This is a genomic window from Streptomyces lomondensis, from assembly GCF_014651035.1.
GTDB classification, from domain to species: Bacteria; Actinomycetota; Actinomycetes; order Streptomycetales; family Streptomycetaceae; genus Streptomyces; species Streptomyces lomondensis.
The window spans coordinates 567,578-585,342 of record NZ_BMWC01000004.1; the positions used below are offsets into that span (position 1 = coordinate 567,578).

Here is a 17,765-nt window from a genome sequence, read left to right on the forward strand (position 1 = left end):
GAGGAGACGCATGCCGAGCACGACCATCGACGGAGTCCGGATCCACTACGACGACACCGGCCACGGCGAGCCCGTGGTCCTGGTCATGGGCCGCGGGGCCCGAGGGCGCGCCTGGCACCTCCACCAGGTGCCCGCGCTGGTCGACGCCGGGCACCGCGTGGTCACCTTCGACAACCGGGGCGTCCCGCCGAGCGACGAGTGCCCCGGAGGCTTCACCGTCGACGACCTCGTGGCCGACACCGCGGGCCTCATCGAGCACCTCGGCCTCGCACCCTGCCGCCTCGTCGGCGTCTCCATGGGGGCGTACGTCGTCCAGGAACTGATGCTGCGACGGCCCCGGCTCGTGCGGCAGGGCGTGCTGATGGCCACCCGGGGCCGGACCGACCCCCTGCGCGCCGCCATGGCCGCGGCCGAACGCGCCCTGTACGACAGCGGAGCCCGGCTGCCACCCGCCTACGCGGCCTGGGTGCGGGCCCTGACGAACCTCTCGCCCGCCACCCTCGACGACGAACAGCGGGTCCGGGATTGGCTGGAGCTCTTCGAGCTGTCGCCGGAGCCCACCGGACCGGGCGTACGCGCCCAGCTCGGCCTGGAGGTCCCCGAGGGGCGGCTCGACGCCTACCGGGCGATCGACGTGCCCTGCCTGGTGATCGGCTTCGCGGACGACCTCGTCCTGCCGCCCCGCCTGAGCCGCGAGGTCGCCGAGGCCGTGCCCGGCGCCCTCTACCAGGAGATCAAGGGCTGCGGCCACTACGGCTACCTGGAGCGCCCGGACGAAGTGAACCGGGTGCTTCTGGAGTTCTTCCGCAACTGTTCCGCGTAGCCGTTCTTCCGGACGCGGCGATGTTGATTTAGGTTAGCCTCACCTAAGTGCTACTCCTCAGGGGGTCATGGTGCAGCGCACCTTGCTCAACGGCAAGATCCACCGAGCCACCGTCACCCAGGCCGATCTGCACTACGTAGGGTCCCTGACGATCGATCAGGACCTCATGGACGCCGCCGACATCACCGAGGGCGAGCAGGTCCACGTGGTCGACATCGACAACGGCGCCCGGCTCACCACCTACGCCATCACCGGCGAACGCGGCACCGGCGTCATCGGCGTCAACGGGGCCGCCGCCCACCTCGTCCACCCCGGCCACCTCGTGATCATCATGTCGTTCGCCGTGCTCGACGAGTCCGAACGGGCCGCCCACCGGCCCCGGGTCGTCCACGTCGACAAGGCCAACCGGATCCTCGCGCTCGGCGCGGACCCGGCCGAGCCGGTGCCCGGGGCGCCGGACCAGTACTCGGGAGCGTTCACCCAGCAGGAGAGGAACTGAGCCATGGCCAACCCGTTCGACGACGACAGCGGCGTCTTCCGCGTCCTGGTGAACGACGAGGGCCAGTACTCCCTGTGGCCCGACTTCGCCCCCGTCCCGGCCGGCTGGGAGAGCGTGCACGGCCCGGACACCCGGGCCGCCTGCCTGGAGCACATCGAGCGGCACTGGACGGACATGCGCCCGCGCAGCCTGGCCGAGGCCATGCGCGGAGCCGGCGACTGATGGCGCCCCGCCCGGCCGTGGAGGACGTCCTCCCGCTGTCGCCGACGCAGGAGGGCATGGTCTTCCACGCCCTGTACGACGAGCACGCCCGGGACGTCTACACCGGACAGCTGGTCATCCGGCTCGAAGGGCCGCTGGACCAGGGCCGGTTGCGCACGGCCGCCGACGCCCTGCTGGCCCGGCACGCCAACCTCCGGGCCGCGTTCCGCACCCGGCGGTCGGGGCAGCGCGTGCAGGTGATCGCCGGCGGGATCCGGACGCCCTGGCGCGTCACCGACCTGTCCGGACTGCCGCCGGCCGGGCGGCAGACGGCGTTCGACGACCTGCTCGCCCGGGACCGGGAGGCCCGCTTCGACCTCGCCCGCCCGCCGCTGCTGAGGTTGCGGCTGGTGGCGTTCGGGCAGCGGGACCACCGGCTACTGATCACCTCCCACCACCTCCTGTGGGACGGCTGGTCCGCGCCCGTGCTGGTCCGCGAGCTCTTCCGGCTCTACACCGCGGGCGGCGACCCGGCCTCCCTGCCCCCGGTCCGGCCCTACCGCGACTACCTGGCCTGGCTGTCCCGCCAGGACCGCGCCGCCGCCGAACAGGCCTGGCGGGCCGCGCTGCACGGCCTCGACGAGCCGTCCCTCATCGCCCCCGAGGCGCGCGACCTCCCCGCCGAGCAGCCCGGGCGGCACGTCGTGGAACTCTCCGAGCGGGAGACCACGGCCCTCACCGACACCGCCCGCGCCAGGGGGGTGACCGTCAGCACCGTGCTCCAGGGCCTGTGGGCGGTGCTCCTCGCCCAGCACACCGGTCGGCTGGACGTGGTCCTCGGCGCCACGGTGTCCGGCCGCGACGCCGACGTCCCCGGCATCGAGTCGATGGTCGGGCTGTTCATCAACACCCTGCCGGTACGCGTGCGGTTACGCCCCGCCGAGCCGCTCGCCGACCTGCTCCTGCGCGTCCAGTCCGAGCAGGCGGCGCTGCTGGGCCACCAGCACCTCGGCCTCGCCGACATCCAGCGGGCCACCGGGCACGGCCTCCTCTTCGACACCCTGCTGGTGTTCGAGAGCTACCCCATCGACGACGACGGCATCGCCCGCGCCCTCGGGCCCGACGGCCCCCGCATGACCGAGGTGTCGGTCCGCGACGCCACGCACTACCCGCTCACCCTCACCGCCCTGCCCGGCGACCGGCTGACCCTGACCTTCAGCCACCAGCCGACGGCCCTCGACGCCGCGACGGTGACCGGCATCGCGACCCGACTGCGCCGACTCGTACGGACGTTCACGGAGGATCCGGAACGACTGGTGGGACGGCTCGACACCGTCCCCGGGAGCCGGATCCATACCCCACACGATCCCCCGGCGCAGCGCGCCACCGTCCGCGACCTCTTCGAGGAACAGGCCGCCCGCACCCCGCAGGCCCCCGCCGTCCACCACGGCGACACGACCCTGACCTTCACCCAACTGGACGCTGCCGCCCACGGGTTGGCCGCCGCCCTGCTCGCCCGGGGCGCCGGTCCCGAGACCGTGGTGGCCGTCGCCCTGCCGCGCGGACCGGACCTCGTCACCGCGCTGCTGGCCGTCCTCAAGGCCGGGGCGGCCTGCATGCCGGTCGACCCGGCCTACCCGCCGGAGCGCATCGCCCTCATGCTCGGGGACGCGGCCCCACGGCTCGTGGTGAGCGACCGGGAGACGGCCCGGCGACTCGCCCTCGACCCCGAGTCGGTCTGCGACCCCCGCGAGACGGCCATCGCCGTACCGCGCCCGCCGCTGTCACCCGACCACCCCGCGTACGTCGTCTTCACCTCCGGCTCCACCGGCCGCCCCAAGGGCGTGCTCGGCACGCAGGGGGCCCTGGCCAACCGGCTGGCCTGGGGCCGGGACCTGACGGACGGCCCGGCCGGCGTCCGCGTCGCCAAGAGCCCGATCAGCTTCATCGACGGCCTGACCGAACTGCTCGGCGCGCTGGTCGCGGGGGAGGCCGTGGCCCTCGCCGACGACGAGACAACCGGCGACCCCACCGCCCTGGCCGCCCTGGCCGACCGGCACCGCGCCACCCTGCTCACCGCCGTCCCCAGCCTCTACACCACCCTCGTCGAGTCCGCCCCGCCCGGCGGCTTCGGCTCGGTCCGCACCTGGATCTCCAGCGGCGAACCCCTCCCCACCGACCTGGCCCACCAGATCACCACCCGCTGGCCCGGGTCCCGCCTCGTCAACCTCTACGGCTGCTCGGAGGCGGCGGGCGACAGCCTTGTCCATGTGTACGCCGGTGACGAGAGCACGGCCGGCTGGCCGCTCGCCGAGGGTGTTCCGCTGGGCGGACCGGGCGCGGATGCCGTTGTGCCGGGGCGGTCGGGTGCTGGCCGTGGCCCGTTGGGCTCGCCGGGCGCGGATTCCGCGGCACCACGGCGGCCGACCGTCGGCAGCGCTCCGCTGGATGGACCGGGCGCGGACGCCGTCGCGCCACGGCAGCCGACCGTCGGCAGCGCCCCGCTGGGCGGACCGGGCGCGGACGCCGTCGCGCCGGGGCGATCGACTGCTGGCAGCGGGCCGTTGGGCTCGCCGGGCGCGGATTCCGCGGCACCACGGCAGCCGATCGCTGGTAGCGCCCCGCTGGTGGGACCGGGCGCGGACGCCGTCGCCCCGGGGCGATCGACCGCTGGCAGCGGCCCGCTGGGCCCGCCGGGCGCGGGCTCCGCGGCGCAACGGCAGCAGACCGCCGACTGCGCTCCGCTGGTGGGACCGGGCGCGGACGCCGTCGCGTCGGGGCGGTCTACCGCCGGCACCGTCCCGCTGGGCCTCCCGCATGCCGACTCCGCGGCACCACGGCACCAGACCGCCGGTACCGTCCCGCTGGGCCGGCCCATCGCTCGTACCCGTGTCCATGTCCTCGACCCCTTCCTGCGCCCGGTCCCGGTCGGAGCGACCGGTGAGCTGTACCTCGCGGGCGACGGACTCGCCCGCGGTTACCTGAACCAACCCGGCCGCACCGCCGAGCGGTTCGTCGCCGACCCCTTCGGTCCGCCCGGCGGCCGCCTCTACCGCACCGGCGACCTGGCCCGGTTGCGCCTCGACGGCGTGGTGGAGTTCCTGGGCCGGGCCGACCAGCAGGTCAAGATCCGCGGTTTTCGGGTCGAACCCGGTGAGATCGAGGCGGCGGCCCGTGCCCTGCCCGGGGTGCGCCGGGCCGCGGTCGTGGCCCGGGAGGACGGTGCGGGGCCTCGGCGGCTCGTGGCGTACGTGGAACGGGAAGGCGGCGGGCCGGATGCCGCAGGCCTGCGCCACGCCCTCGCCGAGCGGCTCCCCGCCCACCTCGTGCCGGCCGCCGTGGTCGTGCTGGAGGCGCTGCCGCTGACCCCCAGCGGCAAACTCGACCGCCGCGCGCTGCCCGCCCCCGACTTCACGGAGGCGAGCACCTTCGACCCGCCGCGCACCGAACCGGAGAAGGTGCTGTGCGGCCTGTTCGCCGAGGTCCTCGGTCTCGAACGGGTGGGCGTCCACGACGACTTCTTCGCCCTCGGCGGCGACAGCATCGTCTCGGTCCGGCTGGCCGACCGGGCCCGCAGGGCCGGACTCGGGCTCTCGCCCCGGGACGTGTTCACCCACCGCACCCCGGCCGGTCTCGCCCGCTCCCTGCCGGACGACACCGCCCCGGAAGAGGAGTTCTCCGCGACCGCCGAGCCGCTGGTGTCGCTCAGCCGGTCGCAGCTCGACAACGTCAAGGCGAGGTGGAGGAGCCGATGAGCACAGAGCCCGCCGGGGCGGCGGACGACGGGTCCCTGGTCGAGGACGTCCTGCCGCTGTCCCCGCTGCAACAGGGCCTGCTGTTCCACGCCCTGTTCGACGAGGGCGCCCAGGACGTCTACACCATGCAGTCCCTGGTGGAGATCGAGGGCCCGCTCCGCCCCGAGCTGCTGCGCACCGCCGCCGAGGAGCTGTTCGCCCGGCACGCCAACCTGCGCAGCGCCTTCCTGCACGAGGACGACATGGACGAGCCCGTGCAGGTCGTCCTCAAGCAGGTCCCCGTCAACTGGCGGGAGGCGGACGCGGCCGACGAGGCGGAGGTCGAACGACTCGTCACGGCCGACGCCGCCGCCCGCTTCGAGCTGACCGACCCTCCGCTGCTGCGCCTGACCCTGGTCGACCGGGGCGGCGACCGCCGGCTGCTCGTCCTCACCAACCACCACCTGCTGCTGGACGGCTGGTCCGTGCCGCTGCTCGTCCGGGAACTGCTCCAGCTGTACGCCGCCCAGCTCGCCCCCGGCCGCTCGGCTCCGCTGCCCGCCGTACGGCCGTACCGGGACTTCCTCGCCTGGCTGGCGAGCCGGGACCGGGAGGCCTCCGGCCGGGCCTGGCGGCAGGCGCTGGCCGGGGCGGCACCGACCCTGCTCGCGCCCGCGGCGGCCGGTCTCGTCCCCGTACCGCCCGAGCTGCACACGCTGCGGCTGTCCGAGGAACTCACCGCCGGTGTGCGGCGCACGGCCCGCGACCTGGGCGTCACCGTCAACACCGTCGTCCAGGGCCTGTGGGCCCTGCTGCTGGCGCGGCTGACCGGCAGGGACGACGTGGTGTTCGGCGCGACCGTCGCCGGGCGCCCCGCCGAACTCGCCGGCGTGGAGTCGATGATCGGCCTGTTCATCAACACCGTGCCCGTGCGGCTGTCCGTACCACTGGGGGAGCCGGCCGCCGCCTTCCTGCGCCGGGTCCAGGACGAGCAGTCCCGGCTGATGGACCATCAGTACCTGGGGCTCACCGAGATCCAGCGCCTCGCCGGCACCGGCGACCTCTTCGACACCCTGCTGGTCTTCGAGAACTACCCGATCGACCAGGACGCGGTGGCCCGGGCCGAGGCGGAGGCGGGCCTGCGGATCCTCGACGTCAAGGGCTCCGGCGCCACCCACTACCCGCTGACCCTCGCCGTGCTCGCGGAGCAACGGCTCGGCGTCGTCTTCGAGTTCCGGCCCGACTGCTACGACCGGGCGACGGTGGAGCGGCTCGCCGGGCGCTTCGAGCGGCTCGTCCGCGCGGTAGTGGCCGCGCCCGCCACACCGCTGGCGGCCTTGGACGTCCTCGCGCCCGAGGAGCGGGCCGCGCTGCTGGCGCGCGGGGCGGCACAGCGGTTGCCCGTCCCGTACGCCACGATGCCCGACGTGCTCCAGGCGCAGGCCGCCCGGACACCGGACGCGGTGGCCGTCGTCGGCGGCGAACACCGGCTCACCTTCGCCGAGTTGAACACCAACGCCAACCGGCTGGCCCGGGTGCTCGTCGAGTCCGGTGCCGGGCCGGAGCGGATCGTCGCGCTGGCCCTGCCGCCCACGCCCGACACGATCACCGCGCTGCTCGCCGTCCAGAAGGCGGGCGCGGCCTATCTGCCCCTCGACCCCGCCTGGCCGGGGGAGCGGATCGCCGGGATGCTCGCCGACGCCCGCCCGGTCGTGCTGGTCGCCACCACCGGCACCGCGCCCGGCCCGGACACCCTCGGCGACGTCCCCGCCCTGCTGCTCGACGACCCCGGCACCCGGCGGCGCCTCGCGGACGCGGACGGAGCCGATCTCACGGACGCCGACCGCATGGCACCGCTGCTCCCCGAGCATCCCGCGTACGTCATCTACACCTCCGGCTCCACCGGACGTCCCAAGGCCGTCGTCGTGCCGCAGCGGGCCATCGTCAACCTCTTCGCCGCGCACCACGCCGCCCTGCACACCCCGGCCTCCCAGGCGGCGGGCGGCCGGCCCCTGCGCGTGGGCCATGCCTGGCCGACGGCCTTCGACGCGTCCTGGCAGCCCATGCTGTGGATGTTCGCCGGGCACGAACTGCACCTGGTGCCCGAGGAGATCCGGCGCGACCCGGACGCGCTGCGCGGCTTCCTCGCCGAGCACCGCATCGAGTTCATCGAGCTGTCCCCGTCCCTGCTCGCCGAGGTGGTCGCGCGCGGCGGCGACTGGCGGGCCGGGCTGAAGGTGCTGGGTGTCGGCGGCGAGGCCGTACCGCCCGACCTGTGGCGCACCCTGCGCGAGACGGACGGACTGGCCGCGCACAACCTGTACGGGCCCACCGAGTGCACCGTCGACTCCGCGGACTGCGACCTCGCGCTCAGCGACCGGCCCGCGATCGGCCGCCCCGTGGCGGGCGCCACCCTGTACATCCTCGACGGGCACCTCAACCCCGTACCCACGGGCGTCGACGGCGAGCTGTACATCGCCGGCGAGGGACTGGCCCGTGGCTACCTGGGCCGGCCGGCGACCACCGCGAGCCGCTTCGTCGCCGACCCCTTCTCGGGACGGCCCGGCGCGCGGATGTACCGCACCGGCGACATCGCCCGGTGGACCGAGGACGGCCTGGTGGAGTGCCTCGGCCGGATCGACGACCAGGTCAAGATCCGGGGCTACCGGATCGAACCCGGCGAGATCGAGGCGGTCCTCCTCGACCACGAACTCGTCGAACGTGCCGCGGTCGTCCTCCGCGAGGACACTCCCGGCGTCCGCCGCCTGGTCGCCTACGTCGTGACGAGCCCGGCCGCGCCGCCCGCCGAGGAGACGGCGGAGCTGCTGCGCCGGGCCGCGGCCGCGGTCCTGCCCGACTACATGGTGCCGTCGGCGTTCGTCCCGGTCGACGCGTTCCCTCTCACCCTCAACGGCAAGCTGGACACCACCGCGCTCCCGGCCCCGTCCCGCACCGCCGGGCCCGCCGCCCAGCCGCCCCGCACCGCGGCCGAGGAACGCCTCGCCGCACTGTTCGCGCAGGCCCTCGGGCTGGGCTCGGTCGGCGTGCACGACAGCTTCTTCGCGCTCGGCGGCGACAGCATCGTCTCTATGCGGCTGGTCGGCCGGGCCCGCGCGGCCGGGCTGGCCCTCTCGCCGCGGGACGTGTTCGAGCAGCCGACCGTCGCCGGGCTCGCGGAGGTCGTCGGTACCGCCCGGCGCCGGGAGGCGGACCCGGACGCGGGCGTCGGCGACATCCCGCTCACCCCGATGCTCGCCCGGCTCGCCGGACAAGGCGGCCTGTTCCGCACGCTCAGCCAGGCCCGCTTCCTGCGCACCCCGCCCGGCATGGACCTCGACGGACTGCACCGCTCGGTCCAGACGGTCCTGGACCGGCACGACCTGCTGCGCTCCACGCTCACCCGGGACGGCGACGGAGCCTGGCACCTGCGGACCGCACCGGTCGGCACCGCACGCGCCGCCGACTGCGTACGACGCACCGACGCCGCACGGCTGGACCACGCCACGATCGGCACCCTCGTGCCCGGCGCCTTCGAGGACCTGGCCGCCGAACTCGACCCGGCTGCCGGGAGGGTGGCGCGGTTCCTGTGGTTCGACACCGGTCCTGACCGCGAGGGGCGGCTGCTGGCCGTCCTGCACCACCTGGTCACCGACGCCGCCTCCTGGGGCGTCCTCGCCGCCGATCTCGCAGCGGCCTGGCACGGCACACAGCTCCCGCCGCCGGGCACCACCTTCCGGGAGTGGGCCCGGGCGCTGCGGGCCGAGGCCGTGTCGGACCGCCGTACGGCCGAACTCTCCTACTGGACAGCGGTGTCGGACCGGCCGGAACCGGACCTGGGCGCCGGACCGCTGGACCCCGCCCGGGACACCCACGCCACCGTGCGCCACCACTGGACCACGCTCGGCCCGGACCTCACCGCACTCCTCACCGCGCACCCCGTGCCGGACGTCCTGCTGACCGCGCTGGCCCTCGCCGTGCCGGCGTGGCGACGCGAACTCGGCCGGCCCGCTCCGGACGACTCCGTGCTGATCGCTCTGGAGGGGCACGGCCGCGAGGAGCACCTCCTGCCGGGCGCCGACCTGTCCGGCACCCTCGGCCTGTTCACCAGCGTCTTCCCGGTCCGCCTCGACCCCGGCGACGCGGCCCCCGCGCAGCAGCTGCGGCGCGTCCGGGACCAGCTCGCCGCCCTGCCCGACCAGGGCATCGGCCACGGCCTGCTGCGCCACCTCAACCCGGACACCGCCGCCGTCCTCGCCCGGCTTCCGCAGCCCCAGATCGCGGTCAACTACCTGGGCCGCATGACCCTCGGGGAGCAGCCGGAGGACGCCGCGTTCACCAGCGCCCCCGAGACCGGCGCCATGGGCGCGTGGGCCGACCCCGGGGCGCCGGCCCTCTATCCCCTGGTCGTCGACGCGCTGATCGACGACGGGAAGGACCCCGGCGGCCCGGTCCTCACGGCGTGCTGGCACTGGCCCGAACGGCTCTTCACCCAGGCGGAGACCGAGGGGCTGGGCGAGCTGTGGACCGCGTCCCTCGAACGGCTGCTGAAAGGCGGACACCAGTGACCGAGACCCAGGCGGACCGGCCCGGCGACCTCGCGGCACGCAAGCGGGAACTGCTGCGCCGCAGACTGGAGAGCGCGGGACTCGCCCACACCCCCGCCCCCGCCGAACGGATCCCGCCCCGGCCCCCGGACACGGCCGAACTGCCGCTGTCGTACGCCCAGTCCCGCATGTGGCTGCTCCAGCAGCTCGACCCGGCCAGCCCCGCCTACAACGTGTGCCTGGCCATCCGGCTGCGCGGCCCCCTCGACGCGGACGCGCTGCGCACCGCCCTGGCCGGGCTGCTCGCCCGGCACGAGGTGCTGCGCACCCGGTATCCCGCGGCCGGTGACGGAACACCTCACCAAGTCGTCGATGCAGCCGTCGAGTTGGCCTTCTCGACGGCCGACCTGCACGGCCTGCCCGCGGACGAGCAGGACCGGCGCGCCGCCGCACTGGCCCGCACCGCCTCCGCGACGCCGTTCGACCTCGCCACCGACCACCCCCTGCGGGCCCTGCTCATCCGGCGCACCGACCAGGACCACACCCTCGTCCTGACGGTGCACCACATCGCCTGGGACGGCGGCACCTTCAACGCCCTCTCCCGCGACCTGAGCGCCCTCTACCGGGCCGCCGTCACCGGAGCGGACGCCGGGCTCGGGCCGCTGCCCGCGCAGTACGCCGACTTCGCGCTCTGGCAGCGCACCACCTTCACCGACGAGCGGCTGGCCGGCCATCTCGACCACTGGCGCACCGCCCTGGTCCCGCCGCCCCGCCCCCTGGCCCTGCCCACCGACGCACCCCGCACCGCCCAGCCCACCGCGCACGGCGACCGCCGCTTCCGCACCTTCGCGCCCGGGGTCACCGAGCGGCTCACGGCCTTCGCCCGCACCGCCGGCGCGACCCCGTTCATGGTGCTTTTCGCGGGCCTGGCCGCGCTGCTCCACCGCCTCACCGGAGCCACCGACATCCCCATCGGCTCGGCCGTGATGAACCGCGACCTGCCCGGACTCGACCAGCTGATCGGCAACTTCGGCAACACCCTGGCCCTGCGCGCCGACCTCGACGGCGACCCCGGCACCGCCGAACTGGTCGAACACATACGCCAGTTGTGCACCGACGCGTACGCCCACCAGGACATGCCGTTCGACCTGCTGGTGGAGCGGCTGCGGCCGGAGCGGCACCCGGGCCGTGCCGTCTGGTTCGACGTCATGCTGCTCTTCCTCACCCAGGGGCTCCAGGGACCGCAGCTGCCCGGGGTGAGCGCCGAGTGGGAGACCGTCCACAACGACACCACTCAGTTCGACCTGTCCCTGGAGGCCTTCCTCACCGGCGGACAGCTGCGCATCGAGGCCACCTACCGCAGCGGCCTGTTCACGCCGGAGACGGTCGACCGGCTGCTGGCCCGGCTGGAGACGCTGCTCGCCGCCGGGCTGGCCGACCCTGAACGGCCGGTGTCCCGGCTGCCGTTGATGTCCGAAGCCGAGGAACACCAGGTCCTCCGGGAATGGAACGTCACCGACCGGCCCGTTCCCGGCACCACCCTGGCCGGCCTGCTCGCCGAACAGGCCGCCCGCACCCCGGACGCGCCGGCGCTCACCTTCGAGGACCTCACCCTCGGCTACACCGCGCTCCACGCCCGCGCGAACCGCCTGGCCCGCCTGCTGATCAGCCGCGGTGTCGGCCCGGAACGCCTGGTGGGCGTGGCCCTCGACCGGGGGCCCGACCTGGTCGTGGCGCTGCTCGCGATACTCCGGGCGGGCGCCGCCTACGTCCCGCTGGACACCGGCTACCCCGCCGAACGCCTCGCCGTGATGATCGAGGACGCCGCCCCGGCGCTCGTCCTGACATCGAGCACCGCCGCGGCCAAGGTCCCCGCCTCGGCGGCACCGACGCTCCTGCTCGACGACCCCGCCCTGCGCGAGCGCCTGGCGGCCCTGGACCCCGCCGCCCTCTCCGACGGTGAACGGCTCGCACCGCTGCGCCCCGAGCACCCCGCGTACGTCATCTTCACCTCCGGCTCCACCGGCCGCCCCAAGGGCGTCGTCGTCCCGCACGCCGCGATCGTCAACCGGCTGCTGTGGATGCGGGACACCTACCGCGTCGGCCCCGAGGACCGGGTGCTCCAGAAGACCCCGGCGAGCTTCGACGTCTCCGTCTGGGAGTTCTTCCTGCCGCTGATCACCGGGGCGGTGCTGGTGCTCGCCCGCCCCGGCGGCCACCGCGACCCCGCCCACCTCGCCGAGCTGATCCGCGAACAGCGCGTCACCACCGCCCACTTCGTCCCGTCGATGCTGCGGGTCTTCCTCGACGACCCCGCCGCCGAGCGGGCCCGGGGCGTCCTGCGCCGGATCGTGTGCAGCGGCGAGGCCCTGCCGGCGGACCTCGCCGAACGCTGCGCCCGCCTGCTGGACGGCACCGAGCTGCACAACCTCTACGGCCCGACCGAGGCGGCCGTGGACGTGACCGCATGGCCGTGCGCCGACGGCACGCGCTCCGCGTCGGGCTCCGTGCCGATCGGACGCCCGGTGTGGAACACCCGCACCCTCGTCCTGGACGCGTCCCTGCGGCCGGTGCCGCCGGGCGTCCCGGGCGAGCTGTACCTCGGCGGATCCCAGCTCGCCCGGGGCTACCTGGGCCGGCCCGCCCTGACCGCCGGACGCTTCGTCGCCGACCCCCACGGCCCGCCCGGCGCCCGTCTCTACCGCACCGGCGACGTCGTGCGCTGGACGGCCCACGGGGCGCTGGAGTTCCTCGGCCGGGCCGACGACCAGGTGAAGATCCGCGGTTTCCGGGTCGAGCCGGGCGAGACGGAGGCCGCGGCGGCCGCGCTGCCCGGGGTGTCCCAGTCGGTGGTGACCGTACGTCAGGACGCCCAGGGGGATGCCCAGTTGCTTGCGTACGTCGTCCCGCGCCCCGGCGTCCGCCCGGAGCCGCCGGAGATCCGGCAGGCCCTGGCCGGCACCCTGCCCGGCCACCAGGTGCCCTCCGCCGTCGTCGTGCTGGACGCCCTGCCGCTGACCCCCAACGGCAAACTCGACCGCGCCGCCCTGCCCGCCCCCGACCTGTCCGCGCTCACCACCGCCACCGCGCCCCGCACCGAGGCCGAGGCAACCCTGTGCCGCCTCTTCGCGGACCTGCTCGGGCTGCCCTCCGTGGGCATCCACGACGAGTTCTTCGCTCTCGGCGGGCACTCCCTCCTCGCCACCCGGCTCGTCGCCCGCGTCCGCGCCGAGCTGGACGTCGTCCTGCCGCTGCGGGCCGTCTTCGACACGCCCACCGCCGCCGCCCTCGCACCCCTGCTGGAGGCGCCCGCCCGGCGGCGGCCCCCGCTGCTCCCGGCCCGGCGCCCGGACCCGGTGCCGCTGTCCTTCGCCCAGGCCAGGCTGTGGTTCCTGTACCGGCTGGAGGGGCCGACCCCCACCTACAACATCCCCACCGCCGTCCACCTCACCGGACCGCTCGACCCCGAGGCCCTGCGCGCGGCGCTCCAGGACGTCGTGGACCGCCACGAGGCCCTGCGCACGGTCTTCCCCGACGACGACGGCGTCCCCCGGCAGGACATCCGCACGGACACCGCCGTGCCCTTCGAGACGGTGACCACGCACGCCGACGACCTCGACGCGCTGCTGAGCGAGGCCGCCGCCCACTCCTTCGCCCTGGACCGCGAGATCCCGGTCCGCGCCACCCTGTACACCCTCGCCCCCGACGACCACGTCCTGCTCCTGCTCGTCCACCACATCGCCACCGACGGCTGGTCGGCCGAACCGCTGCTGCGCGACCTGGAGACCGCCTACACTGCCCGGCTGCGCGGCACGCCCCCCGCCTGGCCGCCGCTCGCCGTGCAGTACGCCGACCACACCCTGTGGCAGCGCGACCTGCTCGACGAGGCGTACACCGCCGAGGAGGTGGGCTACTGGTCACGGCGCCTGGACGGGCTGCCCGAGGAGCTCCAGCTGCCCGTCGACCGGCCCCGCCCGCCCGTGCCCGGCTACCGGGCCGGCGCCGTGGACTTCGCCCTCGACGCGGCAACCCACCGGGCGCTGCGGGACCTGTCCGCCCAGGCCGGCGGCACCGTCTTCATGGCCCTCCAGGCCGCCCTCGCCGTGCTGCTCGGCCGGCTCGGCGCCGGCGACGACATCCCCCTGGGCACCCCGGTGGCCGGGCGCGGCGACCCCGTCCTGGACGACCTCGTGGGCCTGTTCGTCAACACCCTCGTGCTGCGCACCGACGTCTCCGGCGCGCCGACGTTCCGTGCGCTGCTCGCCCGGGTGCGCGAGGCCGACGTGGACGCCTACGCCCACCAGGACCTGCCCTTCGAACGGCTGGTGGACGCGCTCGGGCCCACGCGCTCGATGGGCCGCCACCCGCTGTTCCAGGTGATGCTCGCCCACCAGCAGGCCCCCGCCGACCGCCGGGACTTCGCCGGGCTCACCCTGACCGAGCGGCGGGTCGGCTTCTACACCGCCAAGACCGACCTGGCCTTCCACGTGTTCGAGCGGTCCGGCGCCGGCGGCATCGACGGCTCCCTGGTGTACAGCCCCGACCTGTACGACCAGGAGACCGCCCGGGAGATGACCGAGCGGTTCGTCCGCCTGGCCGGTGAGCTGGCCCGGCACCCGGACCGCCCGGTGGCCGCCGGCGACGTCCTCACCCCGCGCGAGCGGGCCCTGATGCTGGGGGAGTGGAACGACACCGCGCGCACCGTGCCGGCCACCACACTGACCGCGCTGGTGGAGGAACAGGCCGCGAAGACCCCGCACTTGGTGGCCGTCGAGTACGGCGTCCCCGGCGGCACGGCCCTCACCTACGGCGAGCTCGACGCCCGCGCCAACGGCCTCGCACGGCGGCTCATCTCCCTCGGGGTGGGCCCGGAGCGCTGCGTCGGCATCCACCTGGAGAGGTCCGTGGAGATGGTCGTCGGGCTGCTCGCCGTGTTGAAGGCGGGCGGGGCCTTCGTCCCGCTGGAGCCGTCCTGGCCGGCCCGGCGCATCGCCGAGGTGTGCCGCGGCGCGGCCCTGACCGCCGTACTCGGCCGGCCCGGTGACGACAGTCTCCTGGGGGAGGACGCGCCGCCCGTCGTCGAGGTCGCCCTGGACGGCCCCACCGCCGAGAGGCCCCGGGTGCACGTCGACCCGGAGGGCCTCGCCTACGTCATCTACACCTCCGGCTCGACCGGCGTCCCCAAGGGCGCGATGATCCGGCACCGGGCCATCGCCCACCGGCTGCTGTGGCAGCGCGGCCTGCTCGGCTTCGGCACCGGCGACGCGGCCCTGTTCAAGGCGCCGCTCGGCTTCGACATCTCCATCAACGAGATCTTCCTGCCGCTGGTCAACGGCGGCCGGGTGGTGATCGCCGAACCCGGCGGCGAACGGGACGTCGACTACCTCCTCGACACCGTCGAACGGCACCGGGTGACCTTCACCTACCTGGTCTCCTCGATGCTCGACCTGCTCCTCGAACTGGACGGCTTCGCCCGCCGCGCCGCCTCGCTGAAACACGTGTGGTGCGGCGGCGAGGTGCTCACCCCCGAACTGTTCGCCCGCTTCCGCGCCGCGAGCGAGGCGGTGATGTACCACGGGTACGGACCGGCCGAGGCCACCATCGGCGTCAGCCATGTCGTCTACCGCACCGGGGCGATCCGCAGCGCCGTCTCCATCGGGCGGCCCAACTCCAACACCCGGCTGTACGTCCTGGACGACCGGCTCCAGCCCGTCCCGGTCGGCGTGCCGGGCGAGCTGTACGCGGGCGGCGTCTACCTCGGCCGCGGCTATGTCAACGACCCGGGCCGCACCGCCGACCACTTCGTCGCCGACCCGTTCGGCCCGCCCGGCGAACGCCTCTACCGCACCGGCGACCTGGTGCGTTGGCAGCGCGACGGCACCCTGGAGTTCCTCGGCCGCGCCGACAACCAGGTGAAGATCCGCGGCATGCGCGTCGAGCTGGAGGAGATCGAGGCGATCCTCGAACAGCATCCCGGAGTCCGGCGCGGCGTGGTCGTCGTCCGCGAGGACGTCCCGGGCGTCAGGCAACTCGCCGGATACTGCCTGGCGGATCCCGAGGCCCTGCCCGGGCTGCGCGACTGGCTCCAGGAGCGGCTGCCCGAGCACATGGTGCCCCGGACCCTCACCTTCCTGGACGCGTTCCCGCTGCTGCCGTCCGGCAAGGTGAACCGGGCCGGTCTGCCCGCGCCCGGGACCGCCATCGGCGCCGGTCCGGCCCGGGAGCCCGCGAACGAACGCGAGCGGCGGCTCTGCGCGTTGTTCGCCACCGTCCTCGGACTCGGGCGGGTCGGCGTCGACGACAACTTCTTCGAGCTGGGCGGCGACAGCATCGTCTCCATCCGGCTCGTCACCCTGGCCCGCAAGGCGGGCCTGGCCCTCAGCCCCCGGCAGGTCTTCCAGTCGCCCACCCCGGCGGGACTGGCAGCGGACGCCGCCGCGACCGGCCGCGCCGAGAACGAGGTCCAGGCCGACGATCCCGTGGGCGAGGTGCCGCTCACCCCGCTCATGCGGTGGACGGCCGGACCGGACGGCTCCTACGGCGGACTCGCCCAGGCCGTCCTGCTGGTGACGCCCCCGGACCTGAGCGAGGACGACGCCTGCGCCGCCCTGCAAGCGCTCCTGGACCGGCACGCCATGCTGCGCGCCCGCCTGGCGGACGACGGCAGCCGTCTGGTGGTCCCCGCCGAGGGCACCGTACGGGCGCGCGACCTGCTGACCCGGGCGCAGGGGCCGGACCTCCACCGGCACCTGACCGACGCGGCGGCGCGCCTCGACCCCCGGGCCGGACGCATGCTCCAGGCGGTCCTGTGCGGCACGGACCGGCTGCTCCTGGTCGCCCACCACCTGGTCGTCGACGGCGTGTCCTGGCGGATCATCACCTCCGGGCTGGCCGACGCCTGGCAGGCCCTGCGGTCCGGGCAGACCCCGCGCCCGCACCGCACCGGCACCTCGTTCCGCCGCTGGAGCCGCCTCCTGGCCGAGGAGGCCCGCTCGGCGGAACGCGTGCGCGAACTGCCCTGGTGGACCGAGACGCTGGACCGGGCACGGCCCCTGCTGGACCGGGCCCTGGACCCCGCCCGCGACACCGCGGCGACCGTACGGGAAGAGAAGTTCGTGCTCCCCGAGGACGTCACCGTCCCGCTGCTCACGACGGTGCCCGCCGCCTACCGGGCCGCCGTTCCCGACGTGCTGCTGAGCGCCTTCGCGGTGGCCGCCGCCGTCTGGCGGGAGCAGCGCGGCGACCTCGCGGACCGCTCGCTCCTCGTCGGTCTTGAGGGCCACGGGCGCGAGGAGGACATCGCCGAGGGCGTCGATCTCTCCGCCACCATGGGCTGGTTCACCACGTTCCACCCGGCCGCCCTCGACCCGGGCCCGGTCGACCTCGACGAGGCGCTGTCCGGCGGCCCGGCCGCGGGCACGGCCCTGAAACGGATCAAGGAGCAGCTGCGCGCCGTACCCGACCGCGGCCTCGGCTACGGCCTGCTGCGCCACCTCAACCCCGACACCGCCGCCGAACTGGACAAGCGCCCGCACCCGCAGATCGTCTTCAACTACCTCGGCCGGTTCACCGCCTCCGCCTCGGGCGAGGAGCCCTGGGAGCTCGCCCCCGAGGCCCCGATGCTCGGCGTGCCGCCGGACGGCGGGCGGCCCGCCGCCTTCGGGCTGGAGATCAACGCCGTCGCCGTCGAGAACGCGGACGGCGTCCGGCTGCACGTCTCCGCGTCCGCCCCGCAGGCGTTCCTCGCACCGTCCGAGACCGGCGCCCTGCTCGCCCTGTGGGAGCGGGCCCTGCGCGGCCTCGTCCGGCACGCCGAGGACGCCCCGGCGGGCGGACTCACCCCGTCGGACCTGCCCTTGGTGGCCCTGACCCAGGAGGACATCGAGGACTTCGAGAGCGCCTTCGAGAACGACAGCGACGACTTCGACGAGAACGATGGCTTCTGAGCGACAGCGGAGGAACCG

Annotated in this window: 6 protein-coding genes; all 6 read left to right on the forward strand. The window is 75.0% G+C overall.

Features of this window, described 5'->3' with window-relative positions:
- Window positions 1–10 precede the first annotated feature (10 nt).
- On the forward strand, window positions 11–823 hold the full coding sequence (locus IE255_RS17710) for an alpha/beta fold hydrolase (RefSeq protein ID WP_190051231.1): 813 nt from the start codon (window positions 11–13) through the stop codon (window positions 821–823).
- A gap of 67 nt (window positions 824–890) precedes the next feature.
- Window positions 891–1,322 carry an aspartate 1-decarboxylase gene (gene panD / locus IE255_RS17715; protein WP_267975272.1) on the forward strand — a complete coding sequence of 144 codons (432 nt, stop codon included), beginning with the start codon at window positions 891–893 and terminating at the stop codon, window positions 1,320–1,322.
- A gap of 3 nt (window positions 1,323–1,325) precedes the next feature.
- On the forward strand, window positions 1,326–1,544 hold the full coding sequence (locus IE255_RS17720) for an MbtH family protein (RefSeq protein WP_190051232.1): 219 nt from the start codon (window positions 1,326–1,328) through the stop codon (window positions 1,542–1,544).
- Window positions 1,544–5,278, forward strand: a complete 3,735-nt coding sequence (locus tag IE255_RS40150; protein ID WP_308280905.1) for a condensation domain-containing protein — start codon at window positions 1,544–1,546, stop codon at window positions 5,276–5,278. The genes IE255_RS17720 and IE255_RS40150 overlap by 1 nt, the downstream gene beginning before the upstream one ends.
- Window positions 5,275–9,822, forward strand: coding sequence for a non-ribosomal peptide synthetase (locus tag IE255_RS17735; RefSeq protein WP_190051233.1), 4,548 nt, complete (start codon window positions 5,275–5,277; stop codon window positions 9,820–9,822). The genes IE255_RS40150 and IE255_RS17735 overlap by 4 nt, the downstream gene beginning before the upstream one ends.
- The gene (locus IE255_RS17740; RefSeq protein WP_190051234.1) at window positions 9,819–17,747 is read left to right on the forward strand and encodes a non-ribosomal peptide synthetase; all 7,929 of its coding nucleotides are present in this window, start codon (window positions 9,819–9,821) and stop codon (window positions 17,745–17,747) included. The genes IE255_RS17735 and IE255_RS17740 overlap by 4 nt, the downstream gene beginning before the upstream one ends.
- The last annotated feature ends 18 nt before the right edge of the window (window positions 17,748–17,765 follow it).